This window comes from Streptomyces stelliscabiei (assembly GCF_014873495.1).
GTDB classification, from domain to species: domain Bacteria; phylum Actinomycetota; class Actinomycetes; order Streptomycetales; family Streptomycetaceae; genus Streptomyces; species Streptomyces bottropensis.
Genome location: NZ_JADBGF010000001.1, coordinates 7051286 through 7074097 on the forward strand (window position 1 = coordinate 7051286; position 22812 = coordinate 7074097).

The 22812-nt window shown below is 71.8% G+C and carries 17 protein-coding genes; 8 read left to right on the forward strand and 9 right to left on the reverse strand.

Annotation, left to right across the window (positions count from 1 at the left end):
• Nucleotides 1-164 precede the first annotated feature (164 nt).
• The 4 genes from H4687_RS31455 (at nt 165) to H4687_RS31470 (ending at nt 3688) form a co-directional block, all read left to right on the forward strand.
• Nucleotides 165-1406 (forward strand): NAD(P)-dependent malic enzyme, encoded by a 1242-nt coding sequence (locus tag H4687_RS31455; RefSeq protein ID WP_046919953.1) that lies wholly within the window; start codon nt 165-167, stop codon nt 1404-1406.
• Nucleotides 1407-1768: 362 nt separating this feature from the next.
• Nucleotides 1769-2734: a zinc-binding dehydrogenase gene (locus tag H4687_RS31460; RefSeq protein WP_046919952.1), complete on the forward strand. Its 966-nt coding sequence runs from the start codon at nt 1769-1771 to the stop codon at nt 2732-2734.
• Between the two features lie 163 nt (nt 2735-2897).
• Nucleotides 2898-3107: a helix-turn-helix domain-containing protein gene (locus H4687_RS31465; protein ID WP_005480368.1), complete on the forward strand. Its 210-nt coding sequence runs from the start codon at nt 2898-2900 to the stop codon at nt 3105-3107.
• A complete protein-coding gene (locus H4687_RS31470) occupies nt 3107-3688 on the forward strand; it encodes a Clp protease N-terminal domain-containing protein (protein WP_046919951.1) in 582 nt (193 codons plus the stop codon). Before H4687_RS31465 ends, H4687_RS31470 begins: the two co-directional genes overlap by 1 nt.
• Before the next feature lie 70 nt (nt 3689-3758).
• Here H4687_RS31470 and H4687_RS31475 read toward each other — a convergent pair whose 3' ends face one another.
• Complete coding sequence (locus tag H4687_RS31475) at nt 3759-4811, reverse strand: PadR family transcriptional regulator (protein ID WP_046920152.1); 1053 nt, start codon at nt 4809-4811, stop codon at nt 3759-3761.
• 1 nt (nt 4812) lies between these two features.
• The gene (locus H4687_RS31480; RefSeq protein WP_046920153.1) at nt 4813-6036 is read right to left on the reverse strand and encodes a DUF4097 family beta strand repeat-containing protein; all 1224 of its coding nucleotides are present in this window, start codon (nt 6034-6036) and stop codon (nt 4813-4815) included.
• Nucleotides 6037-6205: 169 nt separating this feature from the next.
• Between H4687_RS31480 and H4687_RS31485 the strand changes: the two genes are divergently transcribed.
• Nucleotides 6206-7057: a hypothetical protein gene (locus tag H4687_RS31485; protein ID WP_050399623.1), complete on the forward strand. Its 852-nt coding sequence runs from the start codon at nt 6206-6208 to the stop codon at nt 7055-7057.
• A gap of 48 nt (nt 7058-7105) precedes the next feature.
• Here H4687_RS31485 and H4687_RS31490 read toward each other — a convergent pair whose 3' ends face one another.
• From H4687_RS31490 to H4687_RS31520, 7 genes are all read right to left on the reverse strand, one after another.
• Nucleotides 7106-7288 carry a DUF6104 family protein gene (locus tag H4687_RS31490; RefSeq protein WP_003961784.1) on the reverse strand — a complete coding sequence of 61 codons (183 nt, stop codon included), beginning with the start codon at nt 7286-7288 and terminating at the stop codon, nt 7106-7108.
• An 84-nt stretch (nt 7289-7372) separates the two neighbouring features.
• Entirely contained in the window at nt 7373-11164 is a 3792-nt protein-coding gene (locus tag H4687_RS31495; protein WP_046918570.1) for a multifunctional oxoglutarate decarboxylase/oxoglutarate dehydrogenase thiamine pyrophosphate-binding subunit/dihydrolipoyllysine-residue succinyltransferase subunit, read from the reverse strand.
• Between the two features lie 834 nt (nt 11165-11998).
• Complete coding sequence (locus H4687_RS31500) at nt 11999-13126, reverse strand: HAMP domain-containing sensor histidine kinase (protein WP_046919031.1); 1128 nt, start codon at nt 13124-13126, stop codon at nt 11999-12001.
• 65 nt (nt 13127-13191) lie between these two features.
• On the reverse strand, nt 13192-13929 hold the full coding sequence (locus H4687_RS31505; protein ID WP_046919030.1) for a response regulator transcription factor: 738 nt from the start codon (nt 13927-13929) through the stop codon (nt 13192-13194).
• Between the two features lie 131 nt (nt 13930-14060).
• Nucleotides 14061-14735, reverse strand: a complete 675-nt coding sequence (locus H4687_RS31510) for a spermine/spermidine synthase domain-containing protein (RefSeq protein WP_046919029.1) — start codon at nt 14733-14735, stop codon at nt 14061-14063.
• Between the two features lie 104 nt (nt 14736-14839).
• On the reverse strand, nt 14840-16588 hold the full coding sequence (locus tag H4687_RS31515) for a glycoside hydrolase family 3 protein (RefSeq protein WP_046919028.1): 1749 nt from the start codon (nt 16586-16588) through the stop codon (nt 14840-14842).
• A 35-nt stretch (nt 16589-16623) separates the two neighbouring features.
• Nucleotides 16624-17949: an MFS transporter gene (locus tag H4687_RS31520; protein ID WP_050399625.1), complete on the reverse strand. Its 1326-nt coding sequence runs from the start codon at nt 17947-17949 to the stop codon at nt 16624-16626.
• Between the two features lie 199 nt (nt 17950-18148).
• On the opposite strand from H4687_RS31520, the gene H4687_RS31525 reads away from it, so the two are divergent.
• The 3 genes from H4687_RS31525 to lon all read left to right on the forward strand — a co-directional run bounded on the left by H4687_RS31525 (nt 18149) and on the right by lon (nt 22648).
• On the forward strand, nt 18149-18832 hold the full coding sequence (locus tag H4687_RS31525; protein ID WP_050399626.1) for a TetR/AcrR family transcriptional regulator: 684 nt from the start codon (nt 18149-18151) through the stop codon (nt 18830-18832).
• A gap of 144 nt (nt 18833-18976) precedes the next feature.
• Nucleotides 18977-20071: a rhomboid-like protein gene (locus H4687_RS31530; protein WP_050399628.1), complete on the forward strand. Its 1095-nt coding sequence runs from the start codon at nt 18977-18979 to the stop codon at nt 20069-20071.
• A 174-nt stretch (nt 20072-20245) separates the two neighbouring features.
• Complete coding sequence (gene lon / locus H4687_RS31535) at nt 20246-22648, forward strand: endopeptidase La (RefSeq protein WP_046915835.1); 2403 nt, start codon at nt 20246-20248, stop codon at nt 22646-22648.
• Nucleotides 22649-22812 lie beyond the last annotated feature (164 nt).

Consider the following 22812-nt stretch of genomic DNA (forward strand, 5'->3'; position numbering starts at 1 on the left):
CACCCCTCATCCGGGGCCCAGGGCGCGTGTGCGGCGCGCCCGTCGCGTCTGAGCCCGCAGGCGTCGCCGTACGTATCGGTGACCTGGGACTTACGCGGTGCCCGCCCGCTTGCGAACCGGAAGCGGAACACCCTCAAACCATGAAGACCTAAGGGGTAACACCAGTGGCAGCGGAGATTGTCAATCCTCGCACCGACAGTGGCGACGGCAGTACGGGTCAGGAGGGCGGGGGGGAGCCTCTCAATTCCCTCGACTCCTTCGATCCCGCCTTCGCCCTGCACCGCGGCGGCAAGATGGCCGTGCAGGCCACCGTGCCGATCCGGGACAAGGACGACCTGTCCCTCGCCTACACGCCCGGCGTCGCGCGGGTGTGCACCGCCATCGCCGAGCAGCCCGACCTGGTCAACGACTACACGTGGAAGTCGTCGGTCGTCGCCGTCGTGACGGACGGTACGGCGGTCCTCGGACTCGGCGACATCGGCCCCGAGGCCTCCCTCCCCGTGATGGAGGGCAAGGCGATCCTGTTCAAGCAGTTCGGCGGCGTCGACGCGGTGCCGATCGCGCTCGCCTGCACCGACGTCGACGAGATCATCGAGACCGTCGTCCGGATGGCGCCCTCCTTCGGCGGCGTGAACCTGGAGGACATCTCCGCGCCCCGCTGCTTCGAGATCGAGAAGCGGCTCCAGGAAGCCCTCGACATCCCCGTCTTCCACGACGACCAGCACGGCACGGCGGTCGTGACGCTGGCGGCGCTGCGCAACGCGGCGAAGCTGACCGGGCGCGGGCTGGGCGATCTGCGGGCCGTCATCTCGGGCGCGGGCGCGGCCGGTGTGGCCATCGCCAAGATGCTGCTGGAGGCCGGTCTCGGCGACGTCGCGGTCGCCGACCGCAAGGGTATCGTCTCCGCGGACCGCGAGGACCTCACGCCGGTCAAGCGGGAACTCGCCGAACTCACCAACCGGGCCGGGCTCTCGGGCTCCCTGGAGGACGCCCTCGCGGGCGCGGACGTCTTCATCGGCGTCTCCGGCGGTACGGTCCCGGAGGCGGCGGTGGCCTCGATGGCCAAGAACGCGTTCGTCTTCGCCATGGCCAACCCCAACCCCGAGGTGCACCCGGACGTCGCGCACAAGTACGCGGCGGTCGTCGCCACCGGGCGGTCCGACTACCCGAACCAGATCAACAACGTCCTCGCCTTCCCGGGGATCTTCGCGGGGGCCCTTCAGGTGCGGGCGTCCCGGATCACCGAGGGGATGAAGATCGCGGCGGCCGAGGCGCTGGCGTCGGTCGTCGGGGACGACCTCGCCGCGGACTATGTCATTCCGTCGCCGTTCGACGAGCGGGTCGCTCCTGCCGTGACCGCGGCGGTCGCCGCGGCGGCTCGGGCGGAGGGTGTGGCTCGGCGCTGAGCCGAGTGCCGGGGCGGTGTGGGGTGGTCTCGCCCCCGCCGCCCCTCTACCCGTCCCCTCATCAGGGGCGGTGCCCCTTCGCCCCCCCGTGCAGGTCCGGTGGGGGCTGGTCGCGCAGTTCCCCGCGCCCCTGAAAAGCAGGGGCTGCGCCCCGTGTTTCCAGGCCCGCAGGGCCGTGGCTTCCAGGCCCGCAGGGCCTGGGCTTCTAGGGGCGCGGGGAACTGCGCGAGAAGCCCCACCGGACCCGCGCCCGACAACGCACCCCGACGTCCGCATCCGACACGCGGGAGTCCGGGCGACGGGACGCGTGTCACAGTCGGTGGCGGTTCCATCGCCTCCGGCGTCCCCCTATGGTCAGGCGCATGTTCGCTGCCTACGCCGCCCGTATCGACCGTGATCGACCGCTCGACGGACTGGAGTTGGGTGACCGCCCGGCCCCGGAACCGAGGCCCGGCTGGACGACCGTGAGGGTGAAGGCCGCCTCGCTGAACCACCACGACCTGTGGTCCCTGCGCGGGGTCGGCCTCGCCGAGGACAAGCTGCCCATGATCCTCGGCTGTGACGCCGCCGGTGTGGACGAGAACGGCAACGAGGTCGTCCTGCACTCGGTGATCGGCCAGACCGGTCACGGGGTCGGCCCCGACGAGCCCCGCTCGATCCTCACCGAGCGCTACCAGGGCACCTTCGCCGAACTCGTCTCCGTCCCCACCTGGAACGTCCTCCCCAAGCCCGCGGAACTCTCCTTCGCGGAGGCCGCCTGTCTGCCCACCGCCTGGCTGACGGCCTACCGCATGCTCTTCACCAACGCCGGCGTACGGCCCGGTGACTCCGTCCTCGTGCAGGGCGCCGGCGGCGGTGTCGCCACCGCCGCGATCGTGCTGGGCAAGGCGGCCGGACTGCGGGTCTTCGCCACCAGCCGGGACGAGGCCAAGCGCAAGCGCGCCCTGGAGCTGGGCGCGGTGGAGGCGCTGGAGTCGGGGGCCCGGCTGCCGCAGCGTGTCGACGCGGTCATCGAGACCGTCGGTGCCGCCACCTGGTCCCACTCGGTGAAGTCGCTGCGCCCCGGCGGCAGCCTCGTCATCTCGGGCGCCACCAGCGGCGACCGCCCCTCCCACGCCGAACTGACCCGCATCTTCTTCCTCGAACTCAAGGTCGTCGGCTCCACCATGGGCACCAAGGACGAACTGGAGGACCTCCTCTCCTTCTGCGCCGCGACCGGCGTCCGTCCCGTCATCGACGAGGTGCTTCCCCTGGACCGTGCCCGCGAGGGCTTCGAACGACTGGCGGCGGGCGACCAGTTCGGCAAGATCGTGCTCACCAACCCCTGACGAACTCTCTCGCTACAGCTACAGCTACAGCTACAGCTACAGCTAGAGCTACAGCTACAGCGACGGCGACGGCGACGGCGACGGCCGGCCCGGATCTCCGGGCCGGCCGTCGTCATGTCAACCGGGGTTGACGCGACAGCGGATGTCAACATAGGTTGACATCATGACCGAAGCAACGGATCTCGCCGAGCGCGCGGGCGACGGCGACCCCCGGGTCGGGCTGCGGGCCGTCGCCGCGCTGCGGAGGCTGCTGGAGCGACTGGAGTCGGTGCAGGTGCGCAGCGCCCGTCGGCAGGGCTGGTCGTGGCAGGAGATCGCCACGGAACTCGGAGTGAGCAGGCAGGCCGTGCACAAGAAGTACGGGAGGCATTGATGTTCGAACGGTTCACGAAAGACGCCCGTGCCGTGGTTCTGGGAGCGGTGGACCACGCCGAACGCACCCGTGCGACGGAGGTGACCGAGGAGCACCTCCTTCTCTCCTTGCTGGACCGCGAGGCCAGCCGCGCCTCGTTCGCCCTGGCCGCGCTGGGGCTCGCCGGGGCGGACCGCCGGGAGACCGTCGAGCGTGCCCTCGCCGAGGCCCGCCGCCGGGGTGGGCTCTCCCGCGCCGACGTCGACGCCCTCTCCGGCCTCGGCATCGACCTCTCCGAGATCGTCTCCCGCGTCGAAGAGGCTCACGGCGTGGGGGCGTTGGCGTCGGAGCGGAAGGGCTTCGGGAGCGGCTGGGCACGCCGCTCCGGCCACCGGCCCTTCACCCGCGACGCCAAGGACGTCCTGACCCGCTCCCTGCGCGCCGCCCACGCCCACCGCGACCGGCCCATCGGCGACGAACACCTCCTTCTGGCCCTCACCACCCGCCCCGGCATCCCGGCCGAGGTCCTCGCGGACCACGGGGTGACGTACGCGGCGCTGGAGCGGGTGCTGTACGGGGCGGGGGAGGCCAAAGCGGGGTGAGGGCGCCGGTGAGTGCACCCGGGTGAGCCGCTGGGTGAGCGCGCCGGGGTGCGGCGAGTGCCGCCCCGCCTCACCCCTTGGGTGCCCGCAGCACCACACCGATGTGGGCCGCCGCCGTCGACAGATGGCGTCGGGCGTCGCGGAGCTGCTCCTCGGTCACGCCGTGGTCGCGGGCCGCGTCGCGAATGTCGTCGCGGAAGCGGTCCAGGAGACGGTCGAGGTCACGGGCCGGTTCACCCGTGGGCGGCTCGTGCACCCAGGCGGGTTCGTAGCCGGCCGGGAACTCCTCGGAGGTGGCCGAGTACTCGGGCTCCCCGGCGCCGGTCGCCGCGCCCGTGCGCCCGAAGCCGAAGTCCTTTCCGAACTCCTTTCCGAAGTCCTTCCCGAACTCGCCGAACTCCTTGGCCAGTTCGGTCAGCCCCTCCCGGACGCCCGTCGGCCAGTCGCCCCGGGTGAAGTGGTCCTGCACGTGGTCCTGGACTCGTTTGGCGATGCGCTGCAGCTCCTCCTGGGCCTGGGTGCGGGCATGCTCCTGCGCCTCCTTGGCCTGGCGGCGGGCACGCTGGGCCTCCTCACGGGCACGCCGGCTCTCGTCCTTCGCACGGCGTGCCTGCTCCTTCCACTCCTGCTTGACGCGGCGCATCTCCTCCTTGGCGGCCCGCCAGGACGCGTTGTCGGCATACCCCCCGAACTCCCCGGGCGTCCCCTGCTCCCCCTCGCCCGTCCCGCCGCCCCTGCGGGCCTCGGACGCGGCCGCCCGCATCTCGCGGCGCAGGTCGCCCGCCGCGCCCCGTACGTCGGCCCGGATCTCGGCGGCCAGCTCCGCCACCGATTCGCGGATCTCCAGCTCCAGATCGGCCAGCTCGCCGCCGCGGTCGGCCAGTTCGGCGCGGCCCGCGTCCGTGATCGCGTACACCTTGCGGCCGCCCTCGGTGGTGTGGGTGACCAGTCCCTCCGCCTCCAGCTTGGCCAGACGGGGGTAGACGGTGCCGGCGGACGGGGCGTACAGGCCCTGGAAGCGTTCCTCCAGCAGTCGGATCACCTCGTAGCCGTGGCGCGGCGCCTCGTCCAGCAGCTTCAGCAGGTACAGCCGCAGGCGTCCGTGGGCGAAGACGGGAGGCATGTCAGAACACCTTCTTGTCGGTCGTGCGGTCGGTCGCGGCGTCGGCCGGCCGGTCGGCCCCGGGGGCGTCCGGTCCGTCGTCCGGGGCGGGCGCGTGGCCGGACGGCTCCTCCGCCGGGGCGGAGGAGCCGTCCGACGGATGGTCGCTCATGCCCTCGGGCCGGTGGGCGGGCGGGGGGCCGCCGTGGCCGTCGGTCGGGTCGGTGGGCGAGGGCTCGCCCTCGTCATCGGGTCGGTCGGCGGCCGGGAGGCCGGTGGAGACGGACCCGCTCGGTGTCGCGTCCGGTGTGCCCGGAGGTGGGTCCTGCCGCGCTCCCGGGTTCCGCCCCGCCTCCGCCGCCTTCTCCGCGCTGTCGCCCCGCTGAGGCCCACCGGTCTCCGCCCGGCCCCCGCTGCCCGGCTCCCATGGTTCGTCCTCCGACGGGGGCCTGCGCAGGAGGGCGATGGACCCGGAGACCGTGGTGGCCCTGAGGCGGCCGTTGCCCGCGCCCAGGCGGCCGGTGATCTTGTGGGCGCCCCAGGGCCCGCTGACGCGGAGGTCCTCGAAGGCGTTGGAGATGGTGCCGCTGGCGGTGTTGGCCTCGACCTGGGCGTCGGTGGGGTGGGGGAGACGGATGGCGATCTCACCGGAGACGCTGGTGAGGCCGACGTCGGTGGGGCCGCCCGTGGGATCGAGGTCGAGGATGATGGAGCCGCTCACCGAGTCGGCCTTCACGGTGGGGCAGGACCCCTCTATGACGGTCAGGTCTCCGGAGACGGAGCTGAGCCGGAGGTCGCCGCTGAGGGACTGCGCCTCCACGTTCCCCGACACCGTCGTGGCGCGCACCGGGCCCGCCAGACCGACCAGGGTGGCGTCGCCCGAGACGCCCTTCACCTCGGTGTGCCCCTCCAGCCCGGTCACCACCGCTGTCGCGCCGACCACGCCCACCTCCACACGGGTGGCCGCCGGGACGGCCAGCGACACCAGGACGTTGCGACGCCAGCCCTTCCGGTCGAGCCACTTGAGGAAGCCCTTCCAGGGCAGGTCGTCGTAGGCGACGGTCAGGGTGCCGCCCTTCTGTGTCACCGTCAGGGGCGGGCCCTCGACGGCGGACACCTCCAGACGGGCGGAACTCTCGTCGGTGCCCACCACGTTGACCGTTCCGTTGACGACGCGCACATGCAGTGCCGTCACCGGTTCGTCGAACGTGAGCCTTTGCGGCTCGGCGACGGACCACTCGGACATGGTGCTGACCCCCTCGGCATGACAGACGGGCAGGACGAGAAGGCGTAGGACCACACACGCACTATCGCGTTCTCGTTATTCACGATATATCGCGGTCACGGAAAGTCAAGACACCCGTTCTGGTGACTCCGCACGTACATAGGGGGCAAATCGGCCTAGCGTGGAGGTCATGTCGACGGAACGCTCCCCGGGACCCCGTGCCCCCCGGCCCACCCCCGCCCCCGGCGCGCTCCTGCTCTGCCGGACGGATCCCGACTCCGTCGCCCCCGTCGCCCAACTGCTCCGCGAGCGCATGCTGCTCACCCCCGCCGGAGCCGAGTGGACCGCGCTCGTGCCCGAGGGAAAGCCCTGGCTGCAGGGCGGAGAACCCGTCGACCGCGTGCTCACCGGCTGGGCGACCGCCCTGGCCGTCGGCGTCCCCTGGCCCGTGCTCGCGCTGTGGTGGGACGCGGACCGCAGCGGCTACACCCTCGCCGCCGGCTTCCGCCGCACCGTCGGCTACGTGTGGCTCGCGAACGGCACCCCGGTCGGCGAGGACGAGGCGATGCGTACCTTCGCGGCCCGTCTGGGCCTGGACCCGGTGCTCGACGCGCAGGCTCTGGACGGCCTCACACGACCCGATCCGGCGGCGGACGCCCGCTCCCGGCTGCTGGGCCTCCTCGCCGTCCTCGCCCGCGCGGGCGTGACGCTCCCCGCCGGCCTCGGCCCGGGCGAACCCGCCGACCGGCTCCGCGAGGTCGCCCGTGTCCAGCCCGGCGTCCAGCGCATCGAATGGACCGGCTGGCGCGGTGCCGTGCGTACGGAGCTGGACGCGCTCGAACGCGGCCGCCTCGGCCCCTGGCTCCCCTGGGCCGGCACCCCCAGAGCCCGCGCCCTGGCCGCCGCGCAACTCCTCGCCGGGCTACCGCTCACGGCCTGGGGCCTGCACCGCCGGAGCCTCGGCTGGCTGACCGCGGGCAGCCTGCTGATCGCGCACGGCGCCGTGGGCCTGCTGTACGACCTGTCCCACCCGCGCGACTGAGTGCCCTCGCTCCTGACCGAGTGCTCCCACTCCTGCCGAAGGGGGCGGCTACTCGTCCTCGTCCTCGTCGTCCAGCCGCGCCAGCCAGGTCGCCAGCCGCTCCACCGGCACCTCGAAGTCCGGATTCAGATCGACGAACGTCCGCAGCTGCTCGGCCAGCCACTCGAAGGTGACCTCCTCCTCGCCGCGCCGCTTCTCCAGTTCCTCGATGCCACGGTCCGTGAAGTACATGGGTCAAGGATAAGTGCGGGGAAACGGCCGGGCCGCACCCCTGGGGAGGGGTGCGGCCCGGTTGCGTACGGTCGTCGAGGGCTGTTACGCCTCGAACACCTCACGCACCAACTGCTCCTGCTCGGCCTGGTGCCGCTTGGCCGAACCCACCGCCGGCGACGAGCCGTGCGGGCGGGAGATGCGGCGGAGCCGCTCGCCGTGCGGGACGTCCGCGCCGACCGCGAGGTCGAGGTGGTCGATCAGGTTGAGCGCGATGAACGGCCAGGCACCCTGGTTCGCCGGCTCCTCCTGGGTCCACAGGTACTTCTCGGCGTTCGGGTACTTGTTGACCTCCGCCTGGACCTCGGCACCCGGCAGCGGGTAGAGGCGCTCGATGCGGATGATCGCCGTGTCCGTGATGCCGCGCTTCTGCCGCTCGGCCTCCAGGTCGTAGTAGACCTTGCCGGCGCAGAAGACGACCTTCTTGACCGCGTTCGGGTCGACCGAGCTGTCGCCGATGACCGGGCGGAACTCACCGCTCGTGAACTCCTCCGCCTTCGACGCGGCGGCCTTCAGGCGCAGCATCGACTTCGGGGTGAAGACGACCAGCGGCTTGTGGTGCGGGTTGTGCACCTGCCACCGCAGGAGGTGGAAGTAGTTCGACGGGGAGGTCGGCATGGCGACCGTCATGTTGTTCTGCGCGCACATCTGCAGGAAGCGCTCCGGGCGGGCGGACGAGTGGTCCGGGCCCTGGCCCTCGTAACCGTGCGGGAGCAGCAGGGTGACGCCGGACGTCTGGCCCCACTTCTGCTCCGCCGACGAGATGAACTCGTCCACGACCGTCTGGGCGCCGTTGACGAAGTCGCCGAACTGGGCCTCCCACATCACCAGGGACTCGGGACGGGCGAGCGAGTAGCCGTACTCGAAGCCCATCGCCGCGTACTCGGAGAGCAGGGAGTTGTAGACGTTCAGTCGCGCCTGGTCCTCGGAGAGGTACATCAGCGGCGTGAACTCCTCGCCCGTCTCACGGTCGATGATCACCGCGTGACGCTGGCCGAAGGTGCCGCGCTGCGAGTCCTGGCCGGCCAGGCGGACCGGGGTGCCCTCCAGGAGGAGGGAGCCGACCGCGAGGGTCTCGCCCATGCCCCAGTCGATCGTGCCGTCCTCGACCATGGCCGCCCGGCGCTGCAGCTGCGGCAGCAGACGCGGGTGGGCGGTGATGTGGTCGGGGACGTTGACCTGGGACGCGGCGATGCGCTTGACGGTCTCCGCGGTGATCGCGGTGTCCACCGCGACCGGGAAGCCGTCCTGCGGGTCGTGGACCTCGCCGGACACCGGTTGCGAGGTGGCCTCGCGGACCTCGGTGAAGACCTTCTCCAGCTGGCCCTGGTAGTCCTGCAGGGCCTGCTCGGCCTCTTCCAGGGTGATGTCGCCGCGACCGATGAGGGACTCGGTGTAGAGCTTGCGCACCGAGCGCTTCTTGTCGATCAGGTCGTACATCAGCGGCTGGGTGAAGGCCGGGTTGTCCGACTCGTTGTGACCGCGGCGGCGGTAGCAGATGAGGTCGATCACCACGTCCTTGTTGAACGCCTGGCGGAACTCGAAGGCCAGCCGCGCGACGCGGACCACGGCCTCCGGGTCGTCGCCGTTCACGTGGAAGATCGGGGCCTCGATCATGCGCGCCACGTCGGTGGCGTACATCGACGAGCGCGAGGACTCCGGGGCGGCCGTGAAGCCGACCTGGTTGTTGATGACGATGTGGACCGTGCCGCCGGTGCGGTAGCCGCGCAGCTGCGACATGTTCAGGGTCTCGGCCACCACGCCCTGGCCCGCGAAGGCCGCGTCGCCGTGGATCGCCACCGGCATGACCGTGAAGTCCGTGCCGCCCTTGTTGATGATGTCCTGCTTGGCACGGACGATGCCCTCCAGGACCGGGTCGACCGCCTCCAGGTGGGAGGGGTTGGCGGCCAAGGAGACCTTGATCTGCTCGCCGTCGAGGCCCGTGAAGGTGCCCTCGGCGCCCAGGTGGTACTTCACGTCGCCGGAGCCGTGCATCGACTTCGGGTCGAGGTTGCCCTCGAACTCGCGGAAGATCTGGGCGTACGACTTGCCGACGATGTTCGCCAGGACGTTCAGGCGGCCGCGGTGGGCCATGCCGATGACGACCTCGTCGAGACGGGACTCCGCCGCGCTGTCGATGACCGCGTCGAGCAGCGGGATGACCGACTCGCCGCCTTCGAGGCTGAAGCGCTTCTGGCCGACGTACTTCGTCTGCAGGAAGGTCTCGAAGGCCTCCGCCGCGTTCAGCCGGCGCAGGATGCGCAGCTGCTCCTCGCGCTCCGGCTTGCTGTGCGGGCGCTCGATGCGGTCCTGGATCCAGCGGCGCTGCTTCGGGTCCTGGATGTGCATGAACTCGACGCCGGTCGTACGGCAGTACGAGTCGCGCAGGACGCCGAGGATGTCGCGGAGCTTCATCAGGGACTTGCCCGAGAAGCCGCCGACCGCGAACTCCCGCTCCAGGTCCCACAGGGTGAGTCCGTGCTCGGTGATGTCCAGGTCGGGGTGCTTGCGCTGGCGGTACTCCAGCGGGTCGGTGTCGGCCATGACGTGGCCGCGGACCCGGTAGGAGTGGATCAGCTCGAAGACGCGGGCGGCCTTGGTGACGTCGTCGTCGTGCGAGGCGTCGATGTCCTTGAGCCAGCGGACCGGCTCGTAGGGGATGCGCAGGGCCTCGAAGATGTCGTCGTAGAACCCGCCCTCGCCGAGCAGGTAGTTGGCGACGACCCGCAGGAACTCGCCGGAGGCGGCGCCCTGGATGACCCGGTGGTCGTACGTCGAGGTCAGGGTCATGACCTTCGAGATGCCCAGCTTGTTCAGGGTGTCCTGCGAGGTGCCCTGGAACTCGGCCGGGTAGTCCATGGATCCGACGCCCATGATGACCGACTGACCGGGCATCAGACGCGGGACCGAGTGGACGGTGCCGAGGCCGCCGGGGTTGGTCAGGGAGACCGTGACACCGGTGAAGTCGTCCATCGTCAGCTTGCCGTCACGGGCGCGGCGGACGATGTCCTCGTAGGCCTGCCAGAACTCGAAGAAGTTCAGCGTCTCGGCCTTCTTGATGCCCGCGACGACCAGCTGGCGGTCGCCGTTGGGCTTCACCAGGTCGATGGCGAGGCCGAAGTTGACGTGCGGCGGCTTGACGAGGGTGGGCTTCCCGTCCTTCTCCGCGTAGTGCCAGTTCATCGACGGCATCGTCTTGATGGCCTGCACCATCGCGTAGCCGATCAGGTGCGTGAAGGAGATCTTCCCGCCCCGGGCGCGCTTCAGGTGGTTGTTGATGACGATGCGGTTGTCGAACAGCAGCTTCACCGGGACGGCGCGCACGGACGTGGCCGTGGGCAGCTCCAGGGAGGCGTTCATGTTCTTCGCGACCGCGGCGGCGGGGCCGCGCAGCGTGATGAACTCCGGGCCCTCGGTGGCGGTGGCCTGCTTCGCGGGGGCCACGGCCGCCGGCTTGGCGGGCGCGGCCGGAGCGGCGGCGGGCTTCGCGGCGGCCGGGGCCGGTGGCGCCGCGGCGGGCTTCGGGGCAGCCGCCGGGGCGGGCGCGGCCGCCTTGGCGGGGGCGGCCTGGGCCGGAGCGGCGGGTGCCGCGGGCGTGGTGGTCGCTGCGGCCCCCGCGGCCGCAGTGCTCGCCGGAGCCGAGGCGGCAGCGGCGCCCGGCTTGTAGTCGGCGAAGAAGTCCCACCAGGCTCGGTCTACCGAGTTCGGGTCCTGGAGGTACTGCTGATAGATCTCGTCGACGAGCCACTCGTTCGGACCGAAGGCCGCGGCGGGGTTCTTACCCGCTTGGTCTGCGTCGGTCGAGATGCTCGAGTTACTGGGGGACTGTGGCGACACGGCGGCAACCGCCCTCTTCCGCTTCACAAGGTGATGGACAGCGGGAATCAAGGCTACGCCCCCGGGGCCGGGTAGGTCAGGCCGAGTCCGCTCTTCGTCGCGTAAGTCACATCGGAAAGCGCGTTTCGGGGGTGGAAATGGCGGGAAACAAGCGTGGTTCCGGTCCGGAATGGGGGTGGGGGGTGTGTGCCGGGCATGCGTCGGGCGGGGCCTGCGGGTATGTGTCCGCGGCCCTCTGCCTGAACGCACCTGATCACACGTGTCCGGCTGGGCGGAACGGGCGTGGATCTTGTGGCTCCGCTTCGAACTTTACGTCAACTTGGGGGAGATGTAAGCACCGGGAGGATGAGCGATATTCGGCAATGGTGGGGGGATTCAGCCATGTGTGATGTGGGTACCGGGGGATTTTTGCGCCCCCGCCGCCCCTACCCGTCCCATCCCGTTCCTTGGGGGCTGCGCCCCCAGGCCCCCGGGGGGTGCGTGGGCGGGGGTGCGGGTCGGGTGGGGTTGCTCGCGCAGTTCCCCGCGCCCCTGAAAAGCCGACGCCCGGCCCGCTGCCACAGAACCCCCGTCAGCCTGTTGCGTACGCCGCCGGTCATCCCGCTGCCGCAGGCTGCCAGTCGGCCTGCTGTCACGGGCCCCAGCCATCCTGCTGCCGAAGGTCCCCGTCGGATTGCTGCCACAAGCCCCCGTCAGCCGTCAGCCGTCAGCCGGCCCGCTGCCGCAGCCCCCGGTCAGCCCGCTGCGGAAGCGTGCGGGCGGTGTTGCTGAAAGTGTGCGGGCTGCCTCTGCTTTCGCCCGGGGAGCCGGCGTTCTGGAGCGGGGGGCTCAGGTTCAGGTCTGCAGCTGGCGTTGTGTGGCCTGGGGCGGGACGCCTGGCAGGAGTACTCGGATGCGGCAGCCCTTCGGGGACTCGGCCACTCCGATGCGGCCGCCGTGCAGGTCCACGGCCCAGCGGGCGATGGCGAGGCCCAGGCCGGTGCCGCCGTCGCTGCCGGGACCGTGGGGGGAGCTGACGGCGCCGCGGTTGAAGCGTTCGAAGACGCGGTGCCATTCGGATTCGGGGATGCCGGGGCCCTCGTCCAGGACTTCCAGGTCCAGGGACTCGGGGCTGGGGCCGCGGCGGGCCTTCACCGTGACGCGGCCGTGCGCCGGGCTGTGCTTGACGGCGTTGTCGATGAGGTTGGCGACGACCTGGTGGATGCGCTCCGGGTCGGCGTTGGCGGTGAGCTCCGGCGGGTGGACGTCCAGGTGCAGGTGGACGTCCTTACGGGTGTGGTTGCCGGAGCCCGAGGCGATGCCGCCCCGGGCCGAGGAGACCATCTGGGCCTCCTTGAGGACGCCCGAGAGGTACGGCCACACCTCGAAGCGGCGCCGGCGCAGCGGGACCACGCCGTTGTCCAGGCGCGAGAGGTCGAGCAGGGTCTCCACCAGGCGGCCCAGGCGCTCGGTCTGCTTCAGGGCCGTCCGCATCGTCTCGGGGTCGGCCTGGGTGACGCCGTCGACGATGTTCTCCAGGACCGCGCGCAGACCGGCGATGGGCGTACGGACCTCGTGGGAGACGTTCGCCACGAGCTCCTTGCGCTGACGGTCCTGCGCCTCCAGCTCGTCGGCCATGAGATTGATCGTGTGGGCGAGGTCGCCCAGCTCGTCGCGGCGGTTCTCGCTGACCCTGCGGGTGTAGTCGCCGCGGGAGATGGACCGGGCGACCGCGTTCATCTCGTCCAGGGGGGCGGTGAGCGAATGCGCGACGAACTGCGTAATCAGAAGTGTGGCGATCATCGAGAACACCGTGATGAAGCGCAGCTCCGTCTTGGTGTGCACGGCGATCATCGACAGACCGGTCGTGATCAGGACCGAGATGACGACGAGCGCGCCGAGCTTCGTCTTGATCGAGAAGGGGCGCAGACCGCTGAGCGGTCCCGCGCCCTTCCGCGACCCCGGGTCACCGACTCCGCTCATGACGCCACCAGCCCTCTGTCCCTCTGTGCCTGCGTGTGCCCCGCGCGCACGGTGCGGGCACGGGATCAGGGAGTCGGGGTCTCCAGGGCGTACCCCACGCCGTGCACCGTGCGGATCCGCTCCGCGCCGATCTTCCGCCGCAGCGCCTTGATGTGGCTGTCCACGGTCCGCGTCCCGGACGCGTCCGCCCAGTCCCACACCTCGGTGAGCAACTGTTCGCGCGAGAGTACGGCACGCGGGGTGTTCGCGAGACACACGAGGAGGTCGAACTCGGTGGGCGTGAGGTGCACGTCCTCGCTGCGCACCCGCACGCGGCGCTGCGCGTGGTCGATCTCCAGCTCGCCCAGGCGCAGGATGCCCGAGCGCGGCGTGGTCGCGGCCAGCGCGGCCCGCTCCACCCGGCGCAGCAGGACGTGCACGCGGGCGGCCAGCTCACGCATGGAGAACGGCTTGGTCATGTAGTCGTCGGCGCCTACGCCGAGCCCGACCAGCATGTCCGTCTCGTCGTCCCGGGCGGTGAGCATCAGCACGGGGACGGGCCGCTGGGCCTGGACGCGCCTGCACACCTCCAGGCCGTCGAAGCCGGGCAGCATGATGTCGAGGATCAGCAGGTCGGGCTGCCAGGCCTCCGCGGTGTCGACCGCGGCCGGCCCGTCGGTCGCGGTCTGCACGACGAAACCCTCGGCGCGCAGGCGGGCCGCGATGGCGTCGACGATCGTCGGGTCGTCCTCGACCACGAGGACCCGGCGCTGTGCGCCCGGGGTCGCCGTGGTGCTGCTGTGGGTGGTGTGTGTCTGCTCCATCGCCCGCCCCTGTGTTGCTTTCCGGAATCAGTGGGGTGATCCCTTGACTACGCATGGCTGCGCATGACTGCGATTGACGCTTGAATGATCGGCGTCAGGCAAGCAGGGTACGGGCAGTCGCCGCACCACGGCTATCCAGGTCGGATCGCGAGGTGCACCACGTCCGGAACTCCCCGGGCAACCTCGATCTCTTCGGTACGCACCTGTTGGAACCCGGCATTCCGCAAGGTTTCCTCGAATTCCGCAGAAGGCTGCGCAGACCATACGGCGAGCACCCCACCCTGCCTCAACACCCGTGCGCAGCTTGCCAGTCCGGCAGGTGAGTACAGGTTTCCGTTGGCCTCCGAGACGGTCCAGCCTGGTCCGTTGTCGATGTCCAGGCAGAGTGCGTCGAACGTGGCGGATGTCTCATTGACGTACGCCACGAGATCGGCTTCCACGATCTCCGTACGAGGATCCGCGAGCGCTTCGGCGGACACCTCTGCCAAGGGACCCGCGCGGTGCCACTCGATCACGGAGGGTTCGCGTTCGACAACTGTGATCGTTCCCCAGCGCCGATCCGCGGCGGCGTGGGCGAGCGAGAAGCCGACGCCCAGGCCCCCGATCAGCACACTCGGCCGGGAACGCCCGCCCAGCGCGTCGAGGGCGGCGTCGACCAGCAGCCGTTCCGAGCGGCCGTCCGAAGTGTCCATCAGGAAGCAGCCGTTGGCGATGATCTGCAGCAGCTCCCCGTGCCGCCGCAGCACGACCTCGCCGTAGGGGCCCTCGCGCCGGTCGATGACTTCGGGTTCGTCGGTGATGGGCATCCGCCCATCCTTACCCGACCGGGGCGCCGGCGGCCGCCGAATTACGTCGGCCCGGCGTCGGCCCGGTGACGACCTGGCGTGATCGGAGTGGGGCGGGCGGGGGCTCAGAGCGTCAGACCGTGGCCGTAGGGGAAGACCGGGTCCTCGGTGTCGTTGGGCACGTCCGGGCGGGACGCCGCCACCGCCGCCATGGAGCGCGGCAGTTCGAAGGGCAGCCGCCCCTCGGCCCGCGCCCGTCCGAAGGCCACGTCGAGCAGGGCCTCGTCGTGGGCCCCGTAGTCGGCGACGAGCGCGGCCGCCTTCGCCGCGATCTCCGGGAGTACGGCGGGCCGCTCCAGATTGACGCAGACCAGCGTGGGCACGGCCGCCAGCAGGGCCAGGATCTCCTTCAGCCGTTCCTCGCCGAACGCCAGTGACCCGGCGTGGAAGAAGGACTCGAAGAGCCCGGGCCGCTCCTCGTACGGCGTGCGCAGCCGCAGCACGGCCACGTCCGCGTGGGCGGGGTCGTCCACGACGTTGCCGTACAGGGACGCCGTCTGCGCGCACACGCCCTCGACGTACAGGTTGGGGCGGTCGGTGAGCGGGAGGAGGGAGTGGTTGGTCAGGACGGTGAGGGAACGGCGCTGGGCCGCTTCGCCGAGGGCCGTGAACTCGCTCGCGCCGACGGTCTCCTCGGCGCGGTCCGGATCGACGTAGCGCCGCTCGAAGAGGCCGAGGACGAACTTCTCGCGCAGGAGGCGGCGTACGGAGGCGTCGATCCGCTCCTCGGGGATCCGGCCGGAACGGACCAGTTCGACGATCACCTCGGGGCACTGCTCGCCCCCGAACTGGTCGGCGCCCGCGTCCAGGGCCTTGGCCGCGCGTTCGGCGACGGTGAGGTGTTCGACGCCCCAGGCGTGCGCCTCGTGCGGTTCGCCGCCGATGGACGCGTCGGTGAGCAGGCCCCAGTCGGTGCAGACGATGCCGTCGAAGGCGAGCCGTTCGCGCAGCAGGCCGGTGAGGACGTCCCGGTTGAAGCCGAAGCCGACCTCCTCCCAGTCCTCGACGCCGATCGGCTGACCGTAGTACGGCATCATCTGCGAGCAGCCCGCCTCGACGGCCGCCCGGAAGGGCGCGAGGTGGTAGTCGCGCATGCCGCCGGGATAGACCTGCTCCTTGCCGTACGGGAAGTGCGGGTCCTCGCCGTCCCGCTGCGGGCCGCCGCCGGGGAAGTGCTTGACCATGGCGGCGACCGAGCGCGGGCCGAGCCGGGGTCCCTGCAGACCGCGTACGTACGCCCGGACCAGCGCGCTCGTGACCTCGGCGGACGAGCCGAAGGTGCCGGACTGGCGCGACCAGCGGGGCTCGGTGGCGAGGTCGATCTGCGGGTGCAGGGCGACGCGGAAGCCGACGGCGAGGTACTCGCGGCGGACCGTGTCGGCGAACCGCTCCACCAGCTCCGGTTCGCCGATCGCGGCCAGCCCCAGGGGTTCGGGCCAGGCCGAGAAGGCACCGTGGCCGGACGCCGTGCCCGGGTGGTCGGTGAACGAGTGGCGCGGGTCGGTGGACAGGGTGACCGGGATACCCAGCCGGGTGTCCGCCGCGAGCGCCTGGAGCCGGTTGACCCACTCGGCGGTCTCGCGGACCCCGTACTGGCCCAGGAGGTTGAAGTGGCTCAGATGCCCGTCCGTGACCAGTTCGGCGGTGCCGCGACGCGGGGGCGTTCCGTCGGCGGCCCCGGTGAGTGACCCGTCGGGGTTCATGGTCAGCATGGAGTGGAAGAGCTGGCCCGCCTTCTCCGCGAGGGTCATCCGGCTCAGGAGGTCCGCCACGCGCTCGGCGGCGGGGCGGCTGGGGTCGCGGTACGGGAGCATGCGAGGGGCTTCCTTGTGCGGGGGCTCTGGCGGGGCTACTCGACCGAACGGACGAACTGGACGGCGAGGGCGCCCGCGATCGAGGCGACGGCGCCGAAGAGGAACAGGGCGCTGTAGTTGGAGCCGCCGCCGACGGCCAGCAGGCCCGGGGCGATGATCGGCACGAGGGACTGGGGCAGGGCGTTGCCGATGTTGAGGACGCCCATGTCCTTGGCGGACTCCTCCGGGTCGGGCAGTACCGCGGCGGCCAGCGCCATGTCCACGGAGAGATAGAGCCCCTCGGCGAAGCCGAACACGACCATGGCGAGGAGATACGCCCCGAAGGTCTGGGCGGTCGCCACGAGCGCGAGACCGACGGCCATCCCGAGCGAGGAGCCGAGGACGTAGGGCTTGCGGCGGCCCGACCGGTCGGAGAGCCGGCCGCCGACGATCGAGCCGACGACGGTCGCGGCGACCATGACGAGGGTGCCGACGAAGAACCGGTCGGCGACCTCGACCCCGTCGTAACCCATGCGGTCCATCAGGAAGTAGACGGAGTAGCTGGTCACGCAGGCGGCGCCGGTGAAGACCAGGAAGCGGCCGACGAAGTTCCACATGAAGTCGGGGTGCCGGCGCGGATCGACCCAGAAGCTGCGCAGGAACTCCTTGACGCCGTACGGCTCGAAAGCGCCGGCGCGCGCCGGGCGGTCGCGGTCCTTGATGACCACGGTCAGGAAACCGACGGAGGCCAGCCCGATCAGCCCCGGCACCAGGAACGCCAGGAAGAGCGAGCCGCTGAACAGCCGGGCGAGGCCCGCGCCGGCGACCAGGGACAGCGACAGGGTCATGCCGACGATCCCGGAGACCGTGGCCCGCTGCCGGTCCGGGATCAGGTCCGGCACGCAGGAGGTGAGCGCGGCGAGGGTCGCGTTGATGCCGAGCTGCGCGAGCGCCCAGCCCAGCATCAGGGCGGGGAGGCCGGTGCCGAGGGCGACCACCAGCAGACCGGCGAGCCCGGCCGTCATACCGCCGAGCAGCCAGGGGCGGCGCCGGCCGAAACGGCTGGTCGTGCGGTCGGACAGCGCGCCGAACACCGGGTTGCCGACCATGGCGAGCAGCGCGCCGACGGACAGCACCCGGCCGAGGGCCGCACCCCGGTCCGCCTCCGGCACGATCTGGTTCACGCGCAGGGCGAGGGTGACGACGACGGGGGTGAGGACCGCGAGATAGGTGCCGAACTGGGCCAGGGCGAGGCCGAACACGAGTCGGGCGGGAGCCGTCTCGCTCCGGTCGGCGGGGCGGGGGGACGCGGGGGGCAGGGGGGACGCGGGGGAGTGAGCGGTCGCCTCGCCGAGCGGGACGGCGTCCGGGGTGACGGCCATGGGCTCTCCTGGGGGACGAGGGCGGCGGCGTCGCCGCGCAGGCCCGTTCAGGGAAGCAGCAAAACCGAGTGGGTACTAGGTTTTGGACAAGTGGCCACCATCACGCGGCAGATGGCTTGAACGGACGGGTTGATTACTCGTGTAACCGTCGGTCCGCGAGGGACCTGGGGGCGGTCGGGCGGGGGCTAGGGTGACGGCCATGGTGCGGAACCGGAGGTCAGCGGGGTCCGGCGAGGGTGGGTCGGCGGAGGCCGGCGGGGGCGGGCCGGAGGGGCCCGGCGCGCGGGGCTCGTACGCGGTCGGGGACGAGCGGAGGCTGCGCATCCTGGACGCCGCCGTCGAGAACTTCGCCCGGCGGGGGTTCCACGCCGCCTCGCTCGCCCGCATCGCCAAGGACGTCGGGATCACCCAGGGCGGGCTGCTGCACCACTTCCGCAACAAGGAGGATCTGCTCGTCCAGGTGCTGGAGCGCATAGACGAGAGCGACCGGGAGCGGTTCTTCTCCCGGCGGTTCGAGTCGGCGGCCCAGATGTTCGCGGCGCTCGTGAAGCTCGCCGAGTACAACGGCACACGGTGGGGCCGCACCCGGATGTTCAACGTCCTCGCCGCGGAGGCGGGTGACCCCGAACATCCCGCCCACGGGTACTTCGTCCGGCGGTACGCCGAGGTCGTGGACACCGTGGGCGGGGTGCTGCGGCGGGGGGTGGCCTCCGGTGAACTGCGGGCCGGCACGGATGTCGTGGCCGTGGCGCAGGAGTTGGCCGCCGTGATGGACGGGCTGCAGATCCAGTGGGTGCTGGATCCGCGGGGGTTCGACATGGCGGGGCGGTTCCGGGCGTACGTGGAGCGGGTGTCACGGGGGATCGGCGCGGAGGGTTCGTAGGGCGGGCGGGCACGGGCGCGGGGCCGGGGTGCGAGGGCGTCGCTGCTGTCGAGTAGCTGTGAATCGGGCCGAGGGTGGCGGAGGTCACAGACAGGGGCGTATCGGAACGTCGAGGGTGGAGCGCAACGGAAGGAGCGCCTCGCTTTGGATGCCACCGAGGCCGTGAAGCCCGTGAAGCCCGTGAAGCCCGTGGAGTTCCTGAAGTCCGCTGAGCCCTTGGAACCCTTGGAGCCCTTGGAACCCGTGCGGCCCGTGCGGTCCGTGGGGCCGGACGAGACCGTGGCGACCGGGGCGGGCGTGGCGCGGGCCGGCGTGCCCCAGTCGGTGAACGGGCCTGCCCTCGACGGCATCCCGAGGCAGCCCGGCGCGGCAGCCGCCCGCGCCCGGGTGCCGGAACGGGACGCGGAGCCCACGGGGCGGCAAGAACCCGCGCCCACCCCGCTCCCGCGTTCCCGGCTCCCGCGCCTGCCGCTCCCGCGTTCCCGGCTCCCGCGCCTGCCGCTCCCGCGTTCCCGGCTCCCGCGCCTGCCGCTCCCGCGTTCCCGGCTCCCGCGTCCCTGGCGTCTGCTCCCCACCCCCGTCGCCACGCCCTTCACCTTCTTCTACGCCTCCGTCCTGGTGGTCACCTCGATCGTCGCCGAGCACGCCGGCCCCGCCCTGGTGCACGCGCTCCACCAGGGCTCCAGCACGGATGTGGCCCACCTGGTGCGGGCCCCGGCGCTCGTGCTGTTCGCAAGCGCGTTGTGGGTGGCGGGCGGGGTCGCGTCCGTCTATGCCGTGGGGTTCCTGCTGGTGCTGACCGCGCTGGAACGCCGGATCGGCGGGTGGCGCACGGCCGGGGTCTTCCTGCTCGGCCACGTCCTCGCCACCCTGGCCACGGAGCTTCCGGTGGGCCTCGCCGTCCTGGCCGGCCGTCTTCCCGGCAGCTCCCTCCACCGCCTCGACTACGGCATCAGCTTCGGGGTGGCGGCGAGCGCGGGCGCGCTGGCGGGGCTGCTGTCACCGTGGCTGCGGTGGCCGATGCTGCTGCTGTTCGGCGGGATGCTGCTGAACGACCTGCTCGCCTTCACGGACCCGATGACGAACTGGGGGCACCTGCTGGCCCTGGCGATCGGGGTGGCGACGTGGCCGGTCGTGCGGCGGTGGGGCCGGGCGGCGGACCGGGGAGACCGGGGACGCCGGGGTCTGCCGGAGGCGGATGCGGGGCGGTCCGGGGCCACGACGGTCGGCGGCGCGTAGCCGGGTCGGTCGCGTCGTGCGTGGCCCCGCCGGGCGTCGGCGCGTTCCCGTGGCCCGACCGCCGGGAGGCGCCGCGCTGATCGCCCACAGCGAACGCCCCGCCCCTCGGGGAACATTCCTCGGCTCATGTGCATTGAGTCGGCATAGCTCAACTTGACTGCCGAGGGAGAGATCATGGCTTCGACGTCCGCACCGCTCACCCTGCCCGTGTTGCCGCTCGACGGGGAGGTCGTGCTGCCGGGAATGGTGGTGCCGCTGGACCTCAATGACACGGATGTACGGGCCGCGGTGGAGGCCGCGCAGGCGGCGGCGCGGGCGGAGCCCGGGAAGCCGAAGGTGCTGCTGGTGCCGCGGATCGACGGGTCGTACGCGGCCACCGGTGTGCTCGGGACCGTCGAGCAGGTCGGACGGCTGGCCGACGGGGACCCCGGCGCGCTCATCCGCGCGGTCCGCCGGGTGCGGATCGGGGCCGGCACCACCGGGCCCGGCGCCGCGCTGTGGGTCGAGGGGACGAGCATCGACGAGAGCGTGCCGGAGCCGCTGCCCGGCCAGGTCGCCGAACTCGCCAAGGAGTACAAGGCACTTGCCACCAGCTGGCTGCGCAAGCGCGGCGCCTGGCAGGTCGTGGACCGGGTGCAGGCCATCGACGACGTCTCCGCGCTCGCCGACAATTCCGGTTACTCGCCCTTCCTCACCGTCGAGCAGAAGATCCAGCTCCTGGAGACCGGCGACCCCGTCGCCCGGCTGAAGCTCGCCACCCAGCAGCTGCGGGACCACCTCGCCGAGCAGGACGTCGCCGAGACCATCGCCAAGGACGTCCAGGAGGGCGTCGAGAAGCAGCAGCGCGAGTTCCTGCTGCGGCGTCAGCTCGAAGCCGTCCGCAAGGAACTGCGCGAGCTGAACGGCGAACAGGACGGCGAGGAGTCCGACGACTACCGGGCCCGCGTCGAGGCCGCCGATCTGCCGGAGACCGTGCGGGAGGCCGCGCTCAAGGAGGTCGACAAGCTGGAGCGGTCGAGCGACCAGTCCCCCGAGGGCGGGTGGATCAGGACCTGGCTCGACACCGTGCTCGAACTCCCCTGGAACGAGCGGACCGAGGACGCCTACGACATCCGGGGCGCCCAGCGGGTACTCGACGCCGAGCACGCCGGCCTGGAGGACGTGAAGGAACGCATCACCGAGTACCTCGCCGTGCGCAAGCGGCGTGCGGACCGGGGGCTGGGCGTCGTCGGCGGGCGGCGCGGCGGCGCCGTGCTCGCGCTCGTCGGGCCGCCCGGCGTCGGCAAGACCAGCCTCGGCGAGTCCGTGGCCCACGCGATGGGGCGCAAGTTCGTCCGGGTCGCGCTCGGCGGCGTACGGGACGAGGCGGAGATCCGCGGGCACCGGCGTACGTACGTGGGTGCGCTCCCCGGCCGGATCGTGCGGGCCATCAAGGAGGCCGGGTCCATGAACCCCGTCGTCCTGCTCGACGAGATCGACAAGGTCGGCTCCGACTTCCGGGGCGACCCGGCGGCGGCCCTGCTCGAAGTCCTCGACCCCGCGCAGAACCACACCTTCCGGGACCACTACCTGGAGGTCGAGCTGGACCTGAGCGACGTCGTCTTCCTGGCCACGGCCAACGTGCTGGAGTCGATCCCCGAGGCGCTGCTCGACCGCATGGAGCTGGTCCGGCTGGACGGATACACGGAGGACGAGAAGGTCGTCATCGCGCGGGACCACCTGCTGCCCCGTCAGCTGGACCGGGCCGGGCTCGGCGCCGACGAGGTCGTCCTCGACGAGAGCGCGCTGCGCAGGCTGGCCGGTGAGTACACACGTGAGGCGGGCGTCCGCAACCTGGAGCGGTCCGTGGCGCGGCTGCTGCGCAAGGTCGCGGCCCAGCACGAACTGGGGCAGCGCGAACTGCCGTTCACCGTCACCGACGAGGATCTGCGCGGGCTCATCGGGCGCCCGCACCACGTGCCCGAGTCGGCCCAGGACCCGGCGGAGCGGCGTACGGCGGTGCCGGGTGTCGCGACCGGGCTCGCGGTCACCGGCGCGGGCGGCGACGTGCTCTACGTCGAGGCGTCCCTCGCCGACCCGGAGACGGGCGCCGCGGGGCTGACCCTCACCGGCCAGCTGGGCGACGTGATGAAGGAGTCCGCGCAGATCGCCCTCTCCTTCCTCCGCTCGCACGGCGCGGAGCTGGAGCTGCCCGTCGCCGACCTCAAGGACCGGGGCGTGCACATCCACTTCCCGGCGGGCGCGGTGCCCAAGGACGGGCCGAGCGCCGGCATCACCATGACGACGGCCCTCGCCTCGCTCCTGTCCGGGCGGCTGGTCCGCACGGACGTGGCGATGACCGGGGAGGTCTCGCTGACCGGGCGGGTGCTGCCCATCGGCGGCGTCAAGCAGAAGCTGCTCGCCGCGCACCGGGCGGGCGTGACGACCGTCATCATCCCGAAGCGGAACGAGGCCGACCTCGACGACGTGCCTGCCGAGGTGCTCGACAAGCTCGACGTCCACGCCGTCACCGATGTCCGCCAGGTGCTGGAACTGGCGCTCGCCCCGGCGGGTGTGGAGGTGCCGCTGGCGGCGTGACGGGTGGGGTGCGTTGTCGGGTGCGGGTCCGGTGGGGCTTCGCGCAGTTCCCCGGCCTCTGCTCGTCAGGGGCCGGGGAACTGCGCGACCGGCCCCCACCGGGCCCGCGGGCGACCTGGACGGTGTCCACTCCCCACCTGCGAAATACTGACCGGTGCTGCCCC